This window comes from Bacteroides faecium, from assembly GCF_012113595.1.
In the GTDB taxonomy this organism is placed as follows: Bacteria; Bacteroidota; Bacteroidia; order Bacteroidales; family Bacteroidaceae; genus Bacteroides; species Bacteroides faecium.
Window position 1 is genome coordinate 1,912,899 of the sequence record NZ_CP050831.1, and the last position, 16,409, is coordinate 1,929,307.

14 protein-coding genes are annotated in these 16,409 nt (G+C 44.8%); 8 read left to right on the plus strand and 6 right to left on the minus strand.

The genetic code is table 11. The annotated features are described in order from the left end of the window. Positions 1-24 precede the first annotated feature (24 nt). From BacF7301_RS06705 to BacF7301_RS06725, 5 genes are all read right to left on the minus strand, one after another. Entirely contained in the window at positions 25-2,154 is a 2,130-nt protein-coding gene (locus BacF7301_RS06705) for a PASTA domain-containing penicillin-binding protein (protein ID WP_167967130.1), read from the minus strand. Positions 2,155-2,226: 72 nt separating this feature from the next. After that, complete coding sequence (locus BacF7301_RS06710) at positions 2,227-2,583, minus strand: FtsL-like putative cell division protein (RefSeq protein ID WP_167961391.1); 357 nt, start codon at positions 2,581-2,583, stop codon at positions 2,227-2,229. 6 nt (positions 2,584-2,589) lie between these two features. After that, entirely contained in the window at positions 2,590-3,504 is a 915-nt protein-coding gene (gene rsmH, locus BacF7301_RS06715) for a 16S rRNA (cytosine(1402)-N(4))-methyltransferase RsmH (RefSeq protein WP_044654532.1), read from the minus strand. Further along, positions 3,491-3,961, minus strand: a complete 471-nt coding sequence (mraZ, locus tag BacF7301_RS06720; protein WP_044654523.1) for a division/cell wall cluster transcriptional repressor MraZ — start codon at positions 3,959-3,961, stop codon at positions 3,491-3,493. Before mraZ ends, rsmH begins: the two co-directional genes overlap by 14 nt. A gap of 468 nt (positions 3,962-4,429) precedes the next feature. Further along, a complete protein-coding gene (locus tag BacF7301_RS06725) occupies positions 4,430-4,933 on the minus strand; it encodes an RNA polymerase sigma factor (protein WP_167961393.1) in 504 nt (167 codons plus the stop codon). 258 nt (positions 4,934-5,191) lie between these two features. Between BacF7301_RS06725 and glsA the strand changes: the two genes are divergently transcribed. Both glsA and glsB read left to right on the plus strand, forming a co-directional pair. Further along, complete coding sequence (gene glsA / locus BacF7301_RS06730) at positions 5,192-6,010, plus strand: lyso-glycine lipid O-acyltransferase GlsA (RefSeq protein ID WP_167961395.1); 819 nt, start codon at positions 5,192-5,194, stop codon at positions 6,008-6,010. Between the two features lie 26 nt (positions 6,011-6,036). Further along, on the plus strand, positions 6,037-7,050 hold the full coding sequence (gene glsB, locus BacF7301_RS06735) for a glycine N(alpha)-acyltransferase GlsB (RefSeq protein ID WP_167961397.1): 1,014 nt from the start codon (positions 6,037-6,039) through the stop codon (positions 7,048-7,050). Here glsB and BacF7301_RS06740 read toward each other — a convergent pair. Beyond that, the gene (locus BacF7301_RS06740; protein WP_209319507.1) at positions 7,022-8,368 is read right to left on the minus strand and encodes a deoxyguanosinetriphosphate triphosphohydrolase; all 1,347 of its coding nucleotides are present in this window, start codon (positions 8,366-8,368) and stop codon (positions 7,022-7,024) included. The genes glsB and BacF7301_RS06740 overlap by 29 nt on opposite strands. A 124-nt stretch (positions 8,369-8,492) precedes the next feature. Here BacF7301_RS06740 and dut point away from each other — a divergent pair, with 124 nt between their 5' ends. The 6 genes from dut (at position 8,493) to BacF7301_RS06770 (ending at position 16,406) form a co-directional block, all read left to right on the plus strand. Continuing rightward, the gene (gene dut, locus BacF7301_RS06745; protein WP_044653486.1) at positions 8,493-8,924 is read left to right on the plus strand and encodes a dUTP diphosphatase; all 432 of its coding nucleotides are present in this window, start codon (positions 8,493-8,495) and stop codon (positions 8,922-8,924) included. Positions 8,925-8,949: 25 nt separating this feature from the next. Next, positions 8,950-10,719: a tetratricopeptide repeat protein gene (locus tag BacF7301_RS06750; RefSeq protein WP_167961399.1), complete on the plus strand. Its 1,770-nt coding sequence runs from the start codon at positions 8,950-8,952 to the stop codon at positions 10,717-10,719. Next, on the plus strand, positions 10,716-11,282 hold the full coding sequence (gene lolB1 / locus BacF7301_RS06755; protein ID WP_167961401.1) for a lipoprotein insertase outer membrane protein LolB1: 567 nt from the start codon (positions 10,716-10,718) through the stop codon (positions 11,280-11,282). Before BacF7301_RS06750 ends, lolB1 begins: the two co-directional genes overlap by 4 nt. After that, positions 11,279-12,592 (plus strand): murein hydrolase activator EnvC family protein, encoded by a 1,314-nt coding sequence (locus BacF7301_RS06760; RefSeq protein WP_167961403.1) that lies wholly within the window; start codon positions 11,279-11,281, stop codon positions 12,590-12,592. Before lolB1 ends, BacF7301_RS06760 begins: the two co-directional genes overlap by 4 nt. Before the next feature lie 194 nt (positions 12,593-12,786). Next, on the plus strand, positions 12,787-15,264 hold the full coding sequence (locus BacF7301_RS06765) for a glutaminase domain-containing protein (protein WP_167961405.1): 2,478 nt from the start codon (positions 12,787-12,789) through the stop codon (positions 15,262-15,264). A gap of 11 nt (positions 15,265-15,275) precedes the next feature. Then, on the plus strand, positions 15,276-16,406 hold the full coding sequence (locus tag BacF7301_RS06770; RefSeq protein WP_167961407.1) for an aldose epimerase family protein: 1,131 nt from the start codon (positions 15,276-15,278) through the stop codon (positions 16,404-16,406). Positions 16,407-16,409 lie beyond the last annotated feature (3 nt).

The following is a 16,409-nucleotide window of genomic DNA, read 5'->3' on the forward strand; positions in this document are numbered from 1 at the left end:
TTTTTTAATACTTCATTTTTACTTTTAATGCATCGAAAGGGTAATCGTCTGCCCCTTCTTTACGATCGTTCCGTTGGCTATCGACTGGCTTTTCACCTTGCCTACTCCAACCAGGTGGACTTTTAATCCCTTGCTTTCCAGTAGGTACACGGCATCTTTCGCCCCCATGCCTATGACACTCGGCACGAAATTCTGCATATTGCTCCGGCTTTCAAGAACCACCGCCTGAGGTGCCGAATGGGTATTTCCCCACACTTCCTTTCCTGTGTCGGCTATCTTGCCTTGTACCTGAATATTCAACTCTTCCAATACCCGTTGCGCTTCCCTCATTTCTCCGGCCTTTACGTTCGGAATGACTACGGAGTTCGTATCAACCGCATTCGCAAGCGGCAAACGCAGGTCTTTGGCATACACCCTTTCGGCAATCTTGCTGAATACGCTACCTGCCATCAAACCACCCGACGCCGGCAAACCCGGTTTCTGAATGGAAACAATCATACTATATTTAGGCGCTTCCGACGGGAAATACCCGCAGAAACTTACAAGATAGTTCGTCCTTCCCGTTTTATATCCGGCGGCTCCCTGTGAAATCTGTGCCGTTCCCGTTTTGCCTGAAACATGGAACTGCTTGCTTCCCGCAGGCTTGGCCAACCCTTCGCCTACTACTTTACGCAGTATCTCACGGATTTGTGCCAAAGTCTTGTCCGAACAAATCTTCGGATTGATAACCTCTGTCGGATATTCTTTCACTATTTCTCCGTCTTTCACCGCAGCCTTTACGAACTTCGGACGTACTGTAACGCCATTGTTCGCTATTCCATTGTAGAACGTGAGAATATTTATCGGCGGAACTTGCGTTTCATAACCGATACTCATCCACGGGAGTGCCGTTTTGGAGAAATAACTTCTTTCTTTCGGGCCACGAATATTCGGCTTACCTTCTCCCGCAATTTGCAGGTGAAGCGGCTGGTCGATACTCATTCGTCTCAATCCGTCAATGAACTTCTGCGGATTGCTGCCGTAGAAATGGTCTATAATATAAGATGTACCGACATTGGAAGAAACTCCCAAAATCTCGGTAACCGTTAATTTTCCGTATCCCCCGCGATGCCAGTTGTGGTCTTTCATCACACGGCCGTGCATCGGCATTTGTCCGTTGCCGGTATCCACTACATAATCGGGGGTGATTTTCCCGTCTTCAAGGGCTACCATGATAGAGGCTGTCTTGAAAGTTGACCCCGGCTCGAGCATGTCACTGATGGCATTATTACGCATTTCGTAATACTCGCCGTCTTTGCCCTGCATCATATTAACGATGGCTTTCACCTCTCCGGTAGCAACTTCCATCAGTACGACTACCCCTACGCTGGCATTCAGCTCTTTCAGTTTGTCTACCAATGCTTTCTCGCAAATATCCTGCATACCTACGTCAATAGTCGAAATGAGGTCGCAACCGTCAACCGGCGGCACATCTACGATATTCAGATATTTGTTCATCACCTTTTGGCGGTGCGTCAATCCGTCCCGTCCCTTCAGGATTGTATCAAAAGCAAGCTCGATACCATTTCTAGCCCCTTTCGCAGTGTCGGCATATACATCGCCCAGTGTACGGGCTGCCAATGATCCGAAAGGTTTTTTCCGCTGATTATAAGCCAGTTCCTTGAATCCCCCTTTGTAGCGGTTCAGGCAGAAAACAGGCAATCTTTTTACCTCTTTATATTGTATATAAGAGATACGTTTCGGATAAATCAGATAATTACGGCTCTTAGCCTGGCGTCCTTTTTTCAAGTGCGCCTTGAATTGAGCCACGCTCTTATCCGGAAATATTTTGTTCAGTCCGATGCAGATTGAATCCATGTTGGCAGTAAGGATGGAGTCCCGGCGTGCCTGGTCCTTCTTTCTGCGTTTTTCATCCTTTTCACCGGACATAAAGTCCATATATATCCTGTATTCGGGTAGAGAACTGGCCATTAGTTTGCCGTCGGAAGATATAATGTTTCCGCGGTTGGGTTTCACTGTCACGTTTTCTTTTACGAAACGGTCGGCTACGTCCTGCCAGTATTGACGTTCGGCAAACATGGTGATGCCTGCCTTTACGACAATTGCCACGCCTATCAACGCCATCAAAAGAAGGACGAAGAAGTAACGGGTCATTATATTCTTTTTATTAACTGCCACAGTATTTGTCTTTTAAAAACTCTCAACTCTCAATTCTCAACTCTCCACTTATTTAATAAGGTAAGGGGGATTTGTGGATGTCTGCAAATCACTTTCCTTACTCGAGATATAATCTTCAATGCGTGACTGGCGGCTCTTTTCCATCAGTTCCGAACTGCGTGTCAGCGCATCATATTTAATATCTATCAGTTCTTGCTTCAACTTGTCTATCTCAATCTGCTGTTGCTGACTGGCATAGCGGTTGTGGATATAGAAGATGATGAATACCATAATCAGTACCAGCAACTTCGTCTGACGACGGAAAAAGTCGGTAGCCAGAATGTCTCCACCCAGAATACTTTTCAGTGAGGTACGTTTTTTCTTCTTGCCCTCTTCTGCTTTCTTGTTTACTACTTCTTCTTCCATTTTTTCTTATTTCTTTTCTGCAATACGTAATTTAGCGCTTCTCGACCGTGGATTCCTTTCTATTTCTGCCTGGTCGGGCACAATCACCTTATTATTGACGAGGCGGAATGGCGTCTGTAGATTTCCAAAGAAATCCGTTTCGGCTTTACCTTCCACGTTTCCTGTTTTCATGATATTCTTCACCATGCGGTCTTCCAGTGAGTGATAGGTGATAACTACCAGTCTGCCACCCGGCTTTAACGCTTCGGTTGCGGCCAATAGCATCTCCTTCAGAGCTTCCATCTCCTGGTTTACTTCAATTCTTAGTGCCTGGAATACTTTTGCAAGCTCTTTCTTTTCCCGTTCGCGGCCGAAAAGCGGTTTGATGATTTCCAGGAACTCTCCGATAGTGCGGATAGTCTGTCCGCTCCTGGCTTTGACGATGACAGAAGCCAGCTTACGGCTGTTTTTTAGCTCTCCATACAGATAGAGAACGTTTGCAAGACGCTCTTCTTCGTAAGTGTTCACGATGTCTGCCGCCGTAAGTCCCGCACGTTTGTTCATACGCATATCCAAATCTCCGTCGAAACGGAAAGAGAAACCGCGTTCGCTGTCATCGAAGTGGTGGGAAGATACGCCGAGGTCGGCCAGGATTGCATCCACCTGTTCGATGTCGTGATAACGTAGGAAATTGTAGAGGTAGCGGAAATTGCTGCGTACAAAGATAAAATGGGGGTCGTTGACAATGTTCCGTTCGGCATCCTCGTCCTGGTCGAATCCCAGGAGCCGTCCGCCCTCGCCGAGCCGTGAAAGAATCTCGCGTGAATGTCCCGCCCCCCCGAAAGTAACGTCTACATACGTTCCATCCGGCCGGATATTCATCCCGTCAACGCTTTCCTTTAGCAGTACAGGTACATGATATGTCAATTCATCTTTCTCCATCTTGTCTATTTTCATCGTTCATAATTTCTTCTAATGCCGCTCCGAACTCTTCGGGTGACATAAACGGCTGTTCTGCCCGCTCCTTCGACCAAATCTCTATTTTATTGTCGATGCCGATAAAGCGTATATCCCCGTGGATGCTGCAAATCTGCAAATATCGTTTCGGGATTAATATGCGACCGTTATTGTCGGGTGTCACCACCTCAACGTCGCTCACAAACTGCCTGAAAATGAGTTGATGCTTGCTGTTCCATTTGTTGAGCCTGCTTCGAAGCTCGTTCAACTCCTCGTTCCACACGCTCTCGGGGTACAGAGTCAGACAGTCCTGAAACACGTCTTTACGCATAATGAGCCTCTCCTCAGAAGCAGCTTGCAATTGCTTCCTGAAGATGGCGGGTATGAACACCCTTCCTTTGGTGTCCGCCTTGGCTTCAATATTACCTAAAAAACGTATCATTACCTTATTATAATAAGAGACCGTAAAAGTATGAAATTCCCCACAATTCCCCACAATTTTCCATGGAAAACTTTTAGATAAGTTTTCAACCGATTGTTAAATGGTTATTTGCTTGAAAATGAATGGGCTTTTCAAAGCCCTTATTCGTGGGGAATCAGGAAGGATGGTAGTCAAAATAACTTTTATTTGTCTATAACCGTTTTTTGTTGCGCTGCATACCCGATTTATTTCTTATGCAAGGATGGCTTGTCTGACACCCGGGTCTTATAGGTGCTGACACCCGGGTCTCAGCATGCTTGATACCCGGGTGTTGTTATGCCTGACACCCGGGTGTCAGACAAACTGTTTATGCTAATGAAAAAAAAGGCAGAAGGTATTGAACTCTTCTGCCTTTGAATCATTGACACAACTAAAAAATTACATTTAAATATTTAATCTGGAATCAAAAGTTATATAGTTAAGGTCGGCTTAGCGGAAGTCTTTCAATTCTTCCTGCAATTTCTGGCGTGTGAAGAAAATGCGGCTTTTCACTGTACCTAGCGGGAGATTCAGCTTTTCCGCAATCTCACGATATTTGAATCCTGAAACGTGCATGGCAAACGGAATCCTGTATTCTTTGGGGAGTTTGTTCACCACCCGGTGCATCTCTTTCAGGTCGTACGCTCTTTCTGTACTCTCCGAACTTGCATCTTGCGGCAGGTTCAGATGATATAAGTTGTCGGTTTGGTCAATAAAAGTCTGGTCGCGAACCACTTTACGGTAGTTGTTGATGAATATATTGCGCATGATGGTGTACATCCATCCTTTAAAATTCGTATCGGGCATGTATTTGTCTTCATTATCCAATGCTTTCAATGATGTTTCCTGCAACAAGTCATTTGCTTCTTCGCGGTCGGTTGTCAGTTTATAAGCGAAGCGAAGTAACTCATCTTGTACTCCTACTAAATCTTTTCTGAAGCTTAAACTTTTCATATGCGTTGCTTTTAAATTGTGAATATTCGTTCGTTAATTTCGATGTTACAAGTTTACGGGATTTTTGAAAACCTGACGGGGGAGAATCCGACTAAATTTCACCCGAAAACTATCCGCGGATAGTTTTTAGGTGTTATTTGATAGTTTTTAGGTGGTATTTTTTCGCCTTCTGAACTTAAATCCTGCATTTTCTACTGATTTATTGCAATTAATAAAAAAGAACCGTTAATTTTGTGGCATCATTTTTATTTGAAAAGAATGACTGATGACTCTTTATTTTTAATCGATGTCGATAAGATACTTCGGACGAAAGCTCCGAAGCAATATAAGTACATCCCTAAGTTTGTGGTTTCTTATCTGAAGAAAATTGTTCATCAGGATGAGCTTAATGTGTTTTTGAATGAGTCGAAAGATAAATTAGGGGTGGACTTCCTGGAGGCATGTATGGATTTTCTGGATGCAAAAGTAGATGTGAAGGGTATCGAGAACCTTCCCAAAGACGGTTTGTACACCTTTGTTTCCAATCATCCGTTAGGGGGGCAGGATGGTGTCGCACTCGGTTATGTGCTGGGACGTCATTATGACGGAAAAGTGAAATACCTGGTGAATGACTTGCTGATGAACCTGCGCGGATTGGCTCCGCTTTGTATCCCTATCAATAAAACCGGTAAACAGGCGAAAGATTTCCCAAGAATGGTGGAAGCCGGATTTAAGTCTGACGACCAGCTTATCATGTTTCCTGCCGGGTTATGTTCGCGCCGTCAGAACGGAGTAATCCGTGACTTGGAATGGAAAAAAACATTTGTTGTGAAAAGCATACAAGCAGAACGTGATGTGATACCTGTACATTTTGGGGGCAGAAATTCTGATTTCTTCTACAATCTGGCAAATGTCTGTAAGACACTGGGTATTAAGTTTAACATCGCTATGTTGTATCTTGCGGATGAAATGTTTAAGAACCGCCACAAAACTTTTACTGTCACTTTTGGCAAGCCAATACCCTGGCAGACGTTCGATAAATCGAAAACTCCGGCTCAATGGGCCGAATACGTAAAGGATATTGTATATAAACTGTAACTGATAGAACAACTATAACAAGAAATATGGAAGAGATTATCAAACCGATAAGCAAGGAACTGCTGAAAGCCGAGTTGACGGAAGACAGGCGCTTACGAATGACGAATAAGAGTAATAATCAGATTTATATTATTACTCACCAGAATGCTCCCAACGTGATGAAAGAGATTGGTCGTTTGCGTGAAATTGCTTTCCGTGCTGCTGGTGGTGGAACGGGCATGTCGATGGATATAGACGAATACGACACAATGGAGCATCCATACAAACAACTGATTGTGTGGAATCCGGAAGCGGAAGAAATCTTGGGCGGTTATCGGTATTTGCTTGGAACGGATGTTTGTTTTGATGAAAAAGGGGCTCCGATTCTGGCTACTTCCCACATGTTTCATTTTTCAGACCCTTTTATCAAAGAGTATTTGCCACAGACGATTGAGCTGGGACGTTCGTTCGTTACGCTTGAATATCAGTCTACCCGTGCCGGAAGCAAAGGATTGTTTGCCTTGGATAATCTGTGGGACGGATTGGGCGCATTGACGGTCGTAATGCCGAACGTGAAATATTTCTTTGGAAAAGTGACCATGTATCCCAGTTACCATCGCCGCGGTCGTGATATGATTCTTTATTTCCTCAAAAAACACTTCTATGATAAGGATACGCTTGTCACCCCGTTGGACCCGTTGATACCGGAGACTTCAGAAGAGGAACTTCGTGCTTTATTCTGCAAAGATACCTTTAAGGAAGATTATAAAATATTGAATTGTGAGATTCGCAAATTGGGCTATAACATTCCGCCGTTGGTGAATGCTTATATGAGCCTGAGTCCTACCATGCGGATGTTCGGAACGGCTATCAACTATGAATTCGGTGATGTGGAAGAAACCGGAATCCTGATTGCTGTGGATGAAATCCTGGAAGATAAACGGATCCGGCACATCCAGACGTTTATAGAAAGCCATCCGGATGCGCTGAAAATGCCTTGTGAGGATGATGAAGCGTTTACTCCTAAAGTGGTTACACCGCAGGCAGACTGTTGCCGTTAATTTTGCGATATAAATCGAGGGCAAAGACATCGGTCATTCCCGAAATATAATCAAGTACCGCCTGTATTCTTTCATAGAGTGCAGGCGCTTGTATATTATACTGGCTGGATACACGGTCAATCAGAAGCTTGGAGTAAGCCTTTTCGGGTGAGGTTACGGCATCCACCATTAATTCGAGCAGCGTGCTGATGACACGGAAGCCGGCCAGTTCGATGTCCAGTACGTCCCGTGAGCGGTAAATCTTCTTTAAAGATACCTGGGCACAGTGTCGGTATGCTTCTGCCGGACGTTCGGCGATGTGTTTGATAAGTGCCCCTTCGAAAGTGCCTGATAATATTTCTTGTTCATGTTCCAGGAATATGCGGGTACATTCACGAATCAATAATCCGATTACGGAAGAGCGCAGATAGGCGATTTGCTCGTTTGTATCATTGACAATCTGAAAAGTATTCCGGATATGTCCCTGCCGCTTGTCATCAAAATAAGACATTAATAGTTCTTTCGTCTCTTCCGTAGTGAGAATCTTCAGTTTATGGGCATCTTCAATGTCCATCATCTGATAACAAATATCATCTGCGGCTTCGACCAGATAGACTAAGGGGTGACGGGCATATTTTAAGGGATGTTCGTTCAGTAAAGTCAATCCCAACTCTGTTGCTATTTTCCGGAAACTGTCTTCTTCGCTGACGAAGAAACCGAATTTGGACTTTGTTCCGGCAAGGCTCGATGAAAAGGGATATTTTACGATAGAAGCCAATGTAGTATATGTCAGGACAAATCCACCGTTCCGACGTCCCTCAAACCGATGAGTCAAGAGACGGAATGCATTTGCATTTCCTTCGAAATGTGTCAAATCTTCCCATTCCATCGCAGAAATTTGATCTCCATTGGGTTGTTTTTCTTTCAGGCGCAGCCCTTTTCCTTCGGAGAAGAAGGTGGATATAGCCCGTTCTCCGGAATGTCCGAAGGGTGGGTTCCCCAAATCGTGCGCCAGACAAGCGGCGGATACGATTGAACCAATCTCCGGCAGGAAAGAGTCCTCAAGTTCAGGTTGACGTTCCAGGATAGCTTTGGCGACATCGTCGCCTAAAGAACGGCCTACGCTAGCCACTTCGAGACTATGTGTGAGCCGGTTGTGTACAAAGACGCTACCCGGCAGGGGAAATACCTGTGTTTTGTTCTGTAACCTGCGAAAAGGCGCGGAAAAGATAAGGCGGTCATAATCCCGTTGAAATTCCGAGCGATTTTCCTGGCGTTCTTCGTGGAACTCTTCCATTCCGAAACGTTTAGCTGATATTAATTGATTCCAATTCATCATTTTATTTGTAATTTCAGTGTTTACCGTCCGCAAATTGGTTGCCGGTACATTATTTAACTGCAAACTTAACTATTTTTCAGTTCAAAATGTGTATTTTCGCCCGTTAAATAGTAAACATGCATTTATGAATATTCAAGTTATCAATAAATCGAAGCATCCGCTTCCGGCTTACGCCACCGAATTATCTGCAGGAATGGATATCCGTGCTAATCTTTCCGAACCTATCACACTGGAACCACTACAACGCTGCCTGGTACCGACAGGATTATATATTGCTCTTCCGAAGGGATTTGAAGCACAAATTCGTCCCCGTAGCGGATTGGCCATCAAGAAAGGAATTTCCGTACTCAATTCACCGGGAACAATCGACGCGGATTATCGGGGAGAAATCTGTATTATCTTAGTCAATCTTTCATCTGAAACTTTTGTGATTGAAGATGGTGAACGTATTGCCCAAATGGTGATAGCAAAGCATGAGCAACCAACATGGCAGGAAGTGGAAGTTCTGGATGAAACAGAACGGGGAGCCGGTGGCTTCGGTCATACCGGAGTATGATGAATGCTTAAATCAAGAAAATAAAATGAAGATAAAAATAGGATGGCTGCTGGTCGCAGTTTGGATACTGGCCTCATGTGGAACGACACGTACAGGACGTACGGCGAAATCCGCGACAGGTGAGGGAGTTTCTTTCCTTCCACAGATACAGGTGACTGCCGAACAACAGCGTAAGTATGACTACTTCTTTCTGGAAGCCATGCGGATGAAGGAAAAGAAAGAATATGATGCAGCTTTTGGCTTGTTGCAGCATTGTCTGGATATTAACCCGAGTGCTTCATCTGCGCTTTACGAGGTTTCCCAGTATTATATGTTTCTCCGCCAGGTACCGCAAGGTCAGGCAGCTTTGGAGAAAGCGGTAGCTTATGCTCCCGACAATTTCTGGTATAGTCAGGGATTGGTTAATTTATATCAGCAGCAGAATGAACTGGATAAAGCGGTCGTTTTGCTTGAGAAGATGGTCACTCGCTTCCCGGCAAAACAAGACCCATTGTTCAGCCTGCTTGATATTTACGGCCGTCAGGAGAAGTATAATGAGGTAATTTCGACACTGAACCGTTTGGAGAAGCGTTTGGGCAAGAACGAACAGTTGTCTATGGAGAAATTCCGTATTTATTTCCAGATGAAGGATGATAAGAAAGCATTTCAGGAAATCGAGAGCTTGGTACAGGAATATCCGATGGATATGCGGTATCAGGTGATTTTGGGGGATGTTTATCTTCAGAATGGCAAGAAAGAGGAAGCCTACGAAGCATATCAGAAAGTGTTGGCGGTAGAGCCGGACAATCCGATGGCTCTTTTCTCGATGGCGTCTTATTATGAACAGACCGGGCAAAAAGAGTTGTATCAACAGCAACTGGATACACTGTTGCTGAATAAGAAGGTGACTCCTGATACGAAAATCAATGTCATGCGTCAGATAATTGTGGAAAACGAACAGTCGGCGGCTAAAGACAGTACCCAAGTGATTGCTTTGTTTGACCGGATGATGAAGCAGGACCAGGATGACCCGCAAGTTCCGATGCTTTATGCGCAGTATCTGCTGTCGAAGAATATGGAGCAGGAAGCTGTCCCGGTCTTAGAACAAGTGGTCGATTTAGACCCGACTAACAAGGTTGCCCGCTTGATGCTGGTCGATGCTGCCGTGAAAAAAGAGGATTACAAACAAATTATAAAAGTCTGTGAGCCGGGAATCGAAGCCACTCCAGATGCTTTGCCCCTTTATTATTACCTGGCTATTGCCTATCATCAGGCGGAACAAACGGATAGTGTATTAAGTGTTTGCGGCAGGGCGCTGGAACATATTACACCCGATACGCGGAAAGAAGTTATTTCGGATTTCTATTCGATAATGGGTGACATTTATCATACTAAGAAACAGATGTCGGAAGCTTATGCCGCCTATGATTCGGCTTTGGTGTACAATCCTTCCAATATCGGCGCATTGAATAATTATGCTTATTACCTGTCAGTAGAACGACGTGATTTGGATAAGGCGGAAGAAATGAGTTATAAGACCGTAAAGGCTGAACCTAATAATTCGACTTATCTCGATACTTATGCCTGGATTCTCTTTGAAAAAGGAAATTATGCCGAGGCGCGTATTTATATTGATAATGCGATGAAGAGTGACGGAGAGAAAAGTGATGTGATTGTGGAGCATTGCGGGGATATTTATTTCATGACCGGTGATGTCGAAGGTGCGCTGAAATACTGGAAACAGGCGTTGGAAATGGGTAGTGAGTCGAAAACATTGAAACAGAAAATAGAAAAGAAGAAATATATTGCAGAATGAAAAGGTTTGTATATCTATTGTTGGTTGTAGTCGTATTGGTTGGTTGTAAGAGCTCAAAGCATTTGGCGACTTCAGAAACAAAGGCTCCCGTATCCAGTTATCTGACTTCCAAACTTCAACTGACCATTCCCAATAAAAAAGGGGGAAGCATGTCCGTAGGAGGAACAATGAAGATGAAAACCCATGAACGGGTACAAGTCTCTTTATTGATGCCTATCTTGCGCACGGAAGTGGCGCGTATTGAGATTACCCCTGACGAGGTGTTGCTGGTAGACCGGATGAACAGGAGATTTGTCCGTGCGACTAAAGAAGAATTGAAAGGTATGTTACCGAAGAACGCGGAGTTTTCCCGGTTGGAAAAAATATTGATGGATGCATCCCTGCCTGGTGGAAAAACAGAACTGACGGGAAAAGATGTAGGCATCCCTTCACTGGAAAAAGCAAAAGTGCAACTTTATGAGTTTTCCACGAAAGAATTCTCCATGACTCCTACGGAGCTTACTGCTAAATACAGGCAAGTTCCTTTGGAACAATTAGTAAAAATGCTGACGGCTTTGTTATGATGAAACGCTTCTTTGTTATTCTTATCAGTTGCCTGTGGTTGGCAGTTCCGCTCTCTGCTCAGTCGAATAAATTGATTCGTGACTTGGAAAGTAAGCGCGGTGCCCTGCAAAAGCAGATTGCCGAGTCGGAATCTATATTGAAGGATACAAAGAAAGACGTAGGCAGCCAATTAAATAGCCTGGCTGCATTGACCGGACAGATTGAAGAGCGGAAACGCTATATTCTGGCTATAAACAATGATGTGGATGCCATTGAACGTGAATTGAACTCCTTGGAACGCCAGTTGCGGGCACTGGAGAAGGATTTGAAAGACAAGAAGAAGAAATATGAAGCCTCTGTCCAATACCTGTATAAGAATAAATCAATAGAGGAAAAATTAATGTTCATCTTCTCGGCCAAGAATCTGGGGCAGACATACCGACGTATGCGCTATGTACGTGAATATGCCACTTACCAACGTTTGCAAGGAGAGGAAATCCTGAAGAAGCAGGAGCAGATACGCAAGAAAAAAGCAGAACGCCAGCAAGTGAAAGCTGCCAAGGAGAGTCTGCTGAAAGAGCGTGAAGGCGAAAAGGTGAAACTGGAAGAGCAGGAAAAAGAAAAACGTACCTTGGTCGCTAACCTGCAAAAGAAACAGAAAGGCTTGCAAAGTGAGATTAATAAGAAGCGAAGAGAGGCGAACCAACTGAACGCCCGTATCGACAAGCTCATTGCCGAAGAAATAGAACGCGCCCGCAAGCGCGCTCAGGAAGAAGCCCGTCGTGAAGCGGCTGCACGTAAGAAGGCGGAAGGGAAAGAAGCACAATCTACTGGAACGGGAACGGGGGCAGCAGCAAAAACGAGCTCGAAACCTCTGGAAACTTTTACGATGAGTAAGGCAGACCGGGAACTGTCCGGTAATTTTGCCGCCAACCGCGGAAAACTTCCCATGCCTATATCCGGCGCTTATATCATCACCAGCCATTACGGACAATATGCAGTAGAGGGTTTGCGCAATGTGAAGCTGGATAATAAGGGAATAGACATTCAGGGAAAACCGGGTGCGCAGGCACGTGCCATCTTCGATGGTAAAGTGGCGGCTGTATTCCAGCTAAACGGATTATTTAATGTGCTGATCCGTCACGGTAACTATATTTCCGTTTATTGCAATCTTTCTTCCGCTTCTGTAAAGTCCGGTGATACGGTCAAGACCAAACAGAGTATCGGACAAGTCTTTTCCGACGGAACGGACAATGGACGGACGGTATTGCATTTCCAGTTACGGCGGGAAAAAGAAAAACTGAATCCGGAGCCTTGGCTCAACCGATAATAGATGACTGTATTAAGCCCTTATAAGTGACATTCTCATAGCAATTCTATATGATAAGCTACCCGCAAAAACAGTGAAATGTTCAGAATCGTAATGATTCTGGTTAGTTTTTGTTATTTATTGGTTAATAATTAATCTTCAAATTATTGAAGATTTCCCAATTTTGCGGCGTAGACTTTAAATGGAATAGATATATGAAGCAACAACTAATGACGCTGTTGCTGGGTGCGACAACTGTACTTTGCAGTTGTGACTCCCAGGTGACACAGCGCGAAAAGAATGATTTGCGGGCTCCGGCTTATCCGCTAGTGACAATTGACCCTTATACCAGTGCCTGGGCTTTTACAGATAATCTGTATGATGGTTCCGTAAAACACTGGACCGGCAAAGACTTTCCTTTGGTTGGCGTAGCCAAAGTCGACGGTCAGACTTACCGTTTCATGGGAACGGAAGAACTGGAACTTCGGCCTTTGGCGAAAACCTCGGAGCAAGGTAACTGGACAGGCAAATATACTACCCGGAAACCTGCTGACGGATGGCAGAATCCCGAATTCAACGACAAAGCATGGAAAGAAGGCGAAGCCGCTTTCGGTACTATGGAGAATGAACATACCGCCAAAACCCAATGGGGAGAAGAATTTATCTGGGTGCGCAGGATCATTGATATTCCTGAAGACTTATCAGGTAAAAATGTATATCTGGAGTATTCTCACGATGATGATGTGATTATCTATATCAACGGTATTAAAGTAGTTGATACGGGAAATGCCTGTAAGAAGCATGTACAGGTAAAACTGTCGGAAGAAGCGGTCGCATCCTTAAAACCGGGAGAGAATATGATTGCCGCTTACTGCCACAACCGCGTAGGGAACGGTTTGCTGGATTTCGGCTTGCTGGTAGAACTGGATGATTACCGCTATTTCCATCAGACGGCGGAACAAACTTCTGTTGATGTACAACCCATGCAGACGTATTATTCATTTATTTGTGGCCCGGTAGACTTGAAAGTGACCTTTACCGCGCCTTTGTTTATGGACAATCTGGATCTGTTGTCGCGTCCGGTCAATTATATCTCTTACGAGGTCGTCTCAAATGATGGGCGAAAACATCAAGTTGAACTGTATTTCGAAGCTTCTCCACAGTGGGCGCTTGATACTCCTCATCAGAAGTCGGTTGCCGATAGCCTTACTGAGGATGGCTTATTGTTCTTATGTACTGGAAACCGTATTCAGGACATTTTGGAGAAGAAAGGTGATGATGTACGTATCGACTGGGGACGTTTCTACCTGGCTGCTGAAAAAGAAAACAGTATGTATGCCATTGGTGATGGCAAGAAGTTGCGTAAAAGCTTTATTGAAAATAAGTTGGAAGCCCCGTCTACGGAAGGGTATGATAAGCTGGCTCTGGTACGTTCACTGGGTGAAACGAAAAAGAGCGAGGGGCATCTGCTGATAGGATATGATGACATTTATTCTATCCAATATTTTGGTGAGAACCTGCGCCCTTACTGGAACCGTCAGGATAACGAGACAATTATTTCCCAATTCCGGAAAGCGGAGAAAGAATATGAGGCACAAATGAAAAATTGTGCTGTTTTCGACCGGAAAATGATGGATGAGGCTACCGCTGCCGGCGGACGTAAATATGCCGAACTTTGTGCATTGGCTTACCGCCAGGCTATTGCAGCCCACAAACTGGTGGAAGCGCCGAATGGTGACCTGCTTTTCCTTTCCAAAGAAAATTTCAGTAATGGCTCCATCGGAACAGTGGATATCACATATCCTTCCGCACCTCTCTTTCTGCTTTATAACCCGGAGCTGGTAAAAGCTATGATGAATCATATCTTCTATTACAGTGAAAGCGGCAAATGGACGAAACCTTTTGCAGCCCATGACGTGGGTACATATCCATTGGCCAACGGGCAGACTTATGGCGGTGATATGCCTGTGGAAGAGTCCGGTAATATGTTGCTTCTGACGGCAGCTATTGCGGCAGTTGAAGGAAATGCCGACTATGCACGGAAGCATTGGGAAACTCTGACGACATGGGCGGACTACCTGGTAGGGTACGGCCTGGATCCCGAAAATCAGCTTTGTACCGATGACTTTGCCGGACACTTTGCCCACAATGCCAATCTTTCTATCAAAGCTATCCTAGGGATTGCTTCTTACGGTTACCTGGCGGAGCAACTGGGCAAGAAGGATATTGCGGACAAATATACCCGGAAAGCGAAGGAAATGGCTGCCGAATGGATGAAAATGGCTCATGACGGTGACCATTATCGTCTGACATTTGACAAGCCGGGAACCTGGAGCCAGAAATATAATTTGGTATGGGATAAATTAATAAAACTGCAAATCTTCCCGGAAAGTGTGGCTGAAACGGAAATTGCCTACTATCTGACCAAGCAAGACAAATACGGTCTTCCACTGGATAACCGTGAAACATATACCAAAACAGACTGGATTATGTGGACAGCTACATTGGCCAATGATAAATCCACTTTTGGGAAATTCATTGACCCCGTATATCTGTTTATGAACGAAACGACAGACCGTGTGCCGATGTCCGACTGGGTATTTACGGATACCCCGACACAGAAAGGCTTCCAGGCACGCTCCGTAGTAGGCGGATATTTTATCAAGATGCTCGAAAATAAACTAACTAAATAAAACGAAAGAACATGCGAAAATTATGTGTATGGGGAGTTGCCGCCCTTCTGATGGCGGCTTGTACGCCAAAGGCTGAACAGGCTACGGATTCCGGGTTATTGCAGAGTAAGTTCCGGACAGAAGTGGACGGAAAGAAGACTGGGCTGTTCACTTTGCGTAACAAAAACAATATGGAAGTTTGTATCACAAACTTTGGTGGACGTATTGTTTCCGTCATGGTTCCCGATAAGGACGGGCAGATGCGTGACGTAGTGCTTGGTTTTGATTCTATTCAAGATTACATCAGTAAGCCTTCCGATTTTGGAGCTAGTATCGGTCGCTATGCGAACCGTATCAACCAAGGTAAATTTACACTGGATGGCGTTGAATATCAATTGCCGCGCAATAACTACGGGCATTGCCTGCACGGTGGTCCGCAAGGTTTCCAGTATCGTGTGTTTGACGCTGTGCAACCGAATCCTCAGGAAGTGGAACTTACTTATGTCGCAAAAGACGGTGAAGAAGGCTTTCCGGGAAATATCACCTGCAAAGTCCTGATGAAACTGGCAGATGACAATGCCATTGATATCCGTTATGAAGCGGAAACCGACAAGCCCACTATCGTGAACATGACGAACCATTCTTATTTCAATCTTGACGGAGATGCCGGCAGCAATGCCGACCACCTGTTGACAGTTGATGCTGATTATTACACACCGGTGGACAGCACATTCATGACTACGGGCGAAATAGCTCCTGTAGAAGGTACTCCAATGGATTTTCGCACACCGGTTCCGGTGGGCACACGCATCAATGATTATGACTTTGTCCAATTGAAAAATGGCAATGGCTATGACCATAATTGGGTCTTGAATGCCAAAGGAGATATCAACCGGAAGGCCGCCTCTTTGAAATCACCGAAAACGGGCATTGTATTGGATGTATATACCAACGAACCGGGAGTTCAAGTATATGCCGGAAACTTCCTTGATGGTTCTCTGACCGGAAAGAAAGGCATTGCCTACAATCAGCGTGCTTCCGTATGTCTTGAAACACAGAAATATCCGGATACTCCGAACAAACCTGAATGGCCTTCGGCCGTGCTTCGTCCAGGCGAAAAATATATGAGCCGATGTATCTTCAAGTTCTCAGTAGACAAGTAATAC

Excerpts from the sequence above, each read along its gene's own strand:
- BacF7301_RS06750 (WP_167961399.1), top strand. The coding sequence starts at position 8,950 with ATGAAGATAAAAATAGGATGGCTGCTGGTCGCAGTTTGGATACTGGCC.
- BacF7301_RS06705 (WP_167967130.1), bottom strand. The coding sequence starts at position 2,154 with ATGACCCGTTACTTCTTCGTCCTTCTTTTGATGGCGTTGATAGGCGTG.
- glsA (WP_167961395.1), top strand. The coding sequence starts at position 5,192 with ATGACTGATGACTCTTTATTTTTAATCGATGTCGATAAGATACTTCGG.
- glsB (WP_167961397.1), top strand. The coding sequence starts at position 6,037 with ATGGAAGAGATTATCAAACCGATAAGCAAGGAACTGCTGAAAGCCGAG.
- rsmH (WP_044654532.1), bottom strand. The coding sequence starts at position 3,504 with ATGGAGAAAGATGAATTGACATATCATGTACCTGTACTGCTAAAGGAA.
- BacF7301_RS06760 (WP_167961403.1), top strand. The coding sequence starts at position 11,279 with ATGATGAAACGCTTCTTTGTTATTCTTATCAGTTGCCTGTGGTTGGCA.
- BacF7301_RS06710 (WP_167961391.1), bottom strand. The coding sequence starts at position 2,583 with ATGGAAGAAGAAGTAGTAAACAAGAAAGCAGAAGAGGGCAAGAAGAAA.
- dut (WP_044653486.1), top strand. The coding sequence starts at position 8,493 with ATGAATATTCAAGTTATCAATAAATCGAAGCATCCGCTTCCGGCTTAC.
- mraZ (WP_044654523.1), bottom strand. The coding sequence starts at position 3,961 with ATGATACGTTTTTTAGGTAATATTGAAGCCAAGGCGGACACCAAAGGA.
- BacF7301_RS06725 (WP_167961393.1), bottom strand. The coding sequence starts at position 4,933 with ATGAAAAGTTTAAGCTTCAGAAAAGATTTAGTAGGAGTACAAGATGAG.
- lolB1 (WP_167961401.1), top strand. The coding sequence starts at position 10,716 with ATGAAAAGGTTTGTATATCTATTGTTGGTTGTAGTCGTATTGGTTGGT.
- BacF7301_RS06770 (WP_167961407.1), top strand. The coding sequence starts at position 15,276 with ATGCGAAAATTATGTGTATGGGGAGTTGCCGCCCTTCTGATGGCGGCT.
- BacF7301_RS06765 (WP_167961405.1), top strand. The coding sequence starts at position 12,787 with ATGAAGCAACAACTAATGACGCTGTTGCTGGGTGCGACAACTGTACTT.
- BacF7301_RS06740 (WP_209319507.1), bottom strand. The coding sequence starts at position 8,368 with ATGATGAATTGGAATCAATTAATATCAGCTAAACGTTTCGGAATGGAA.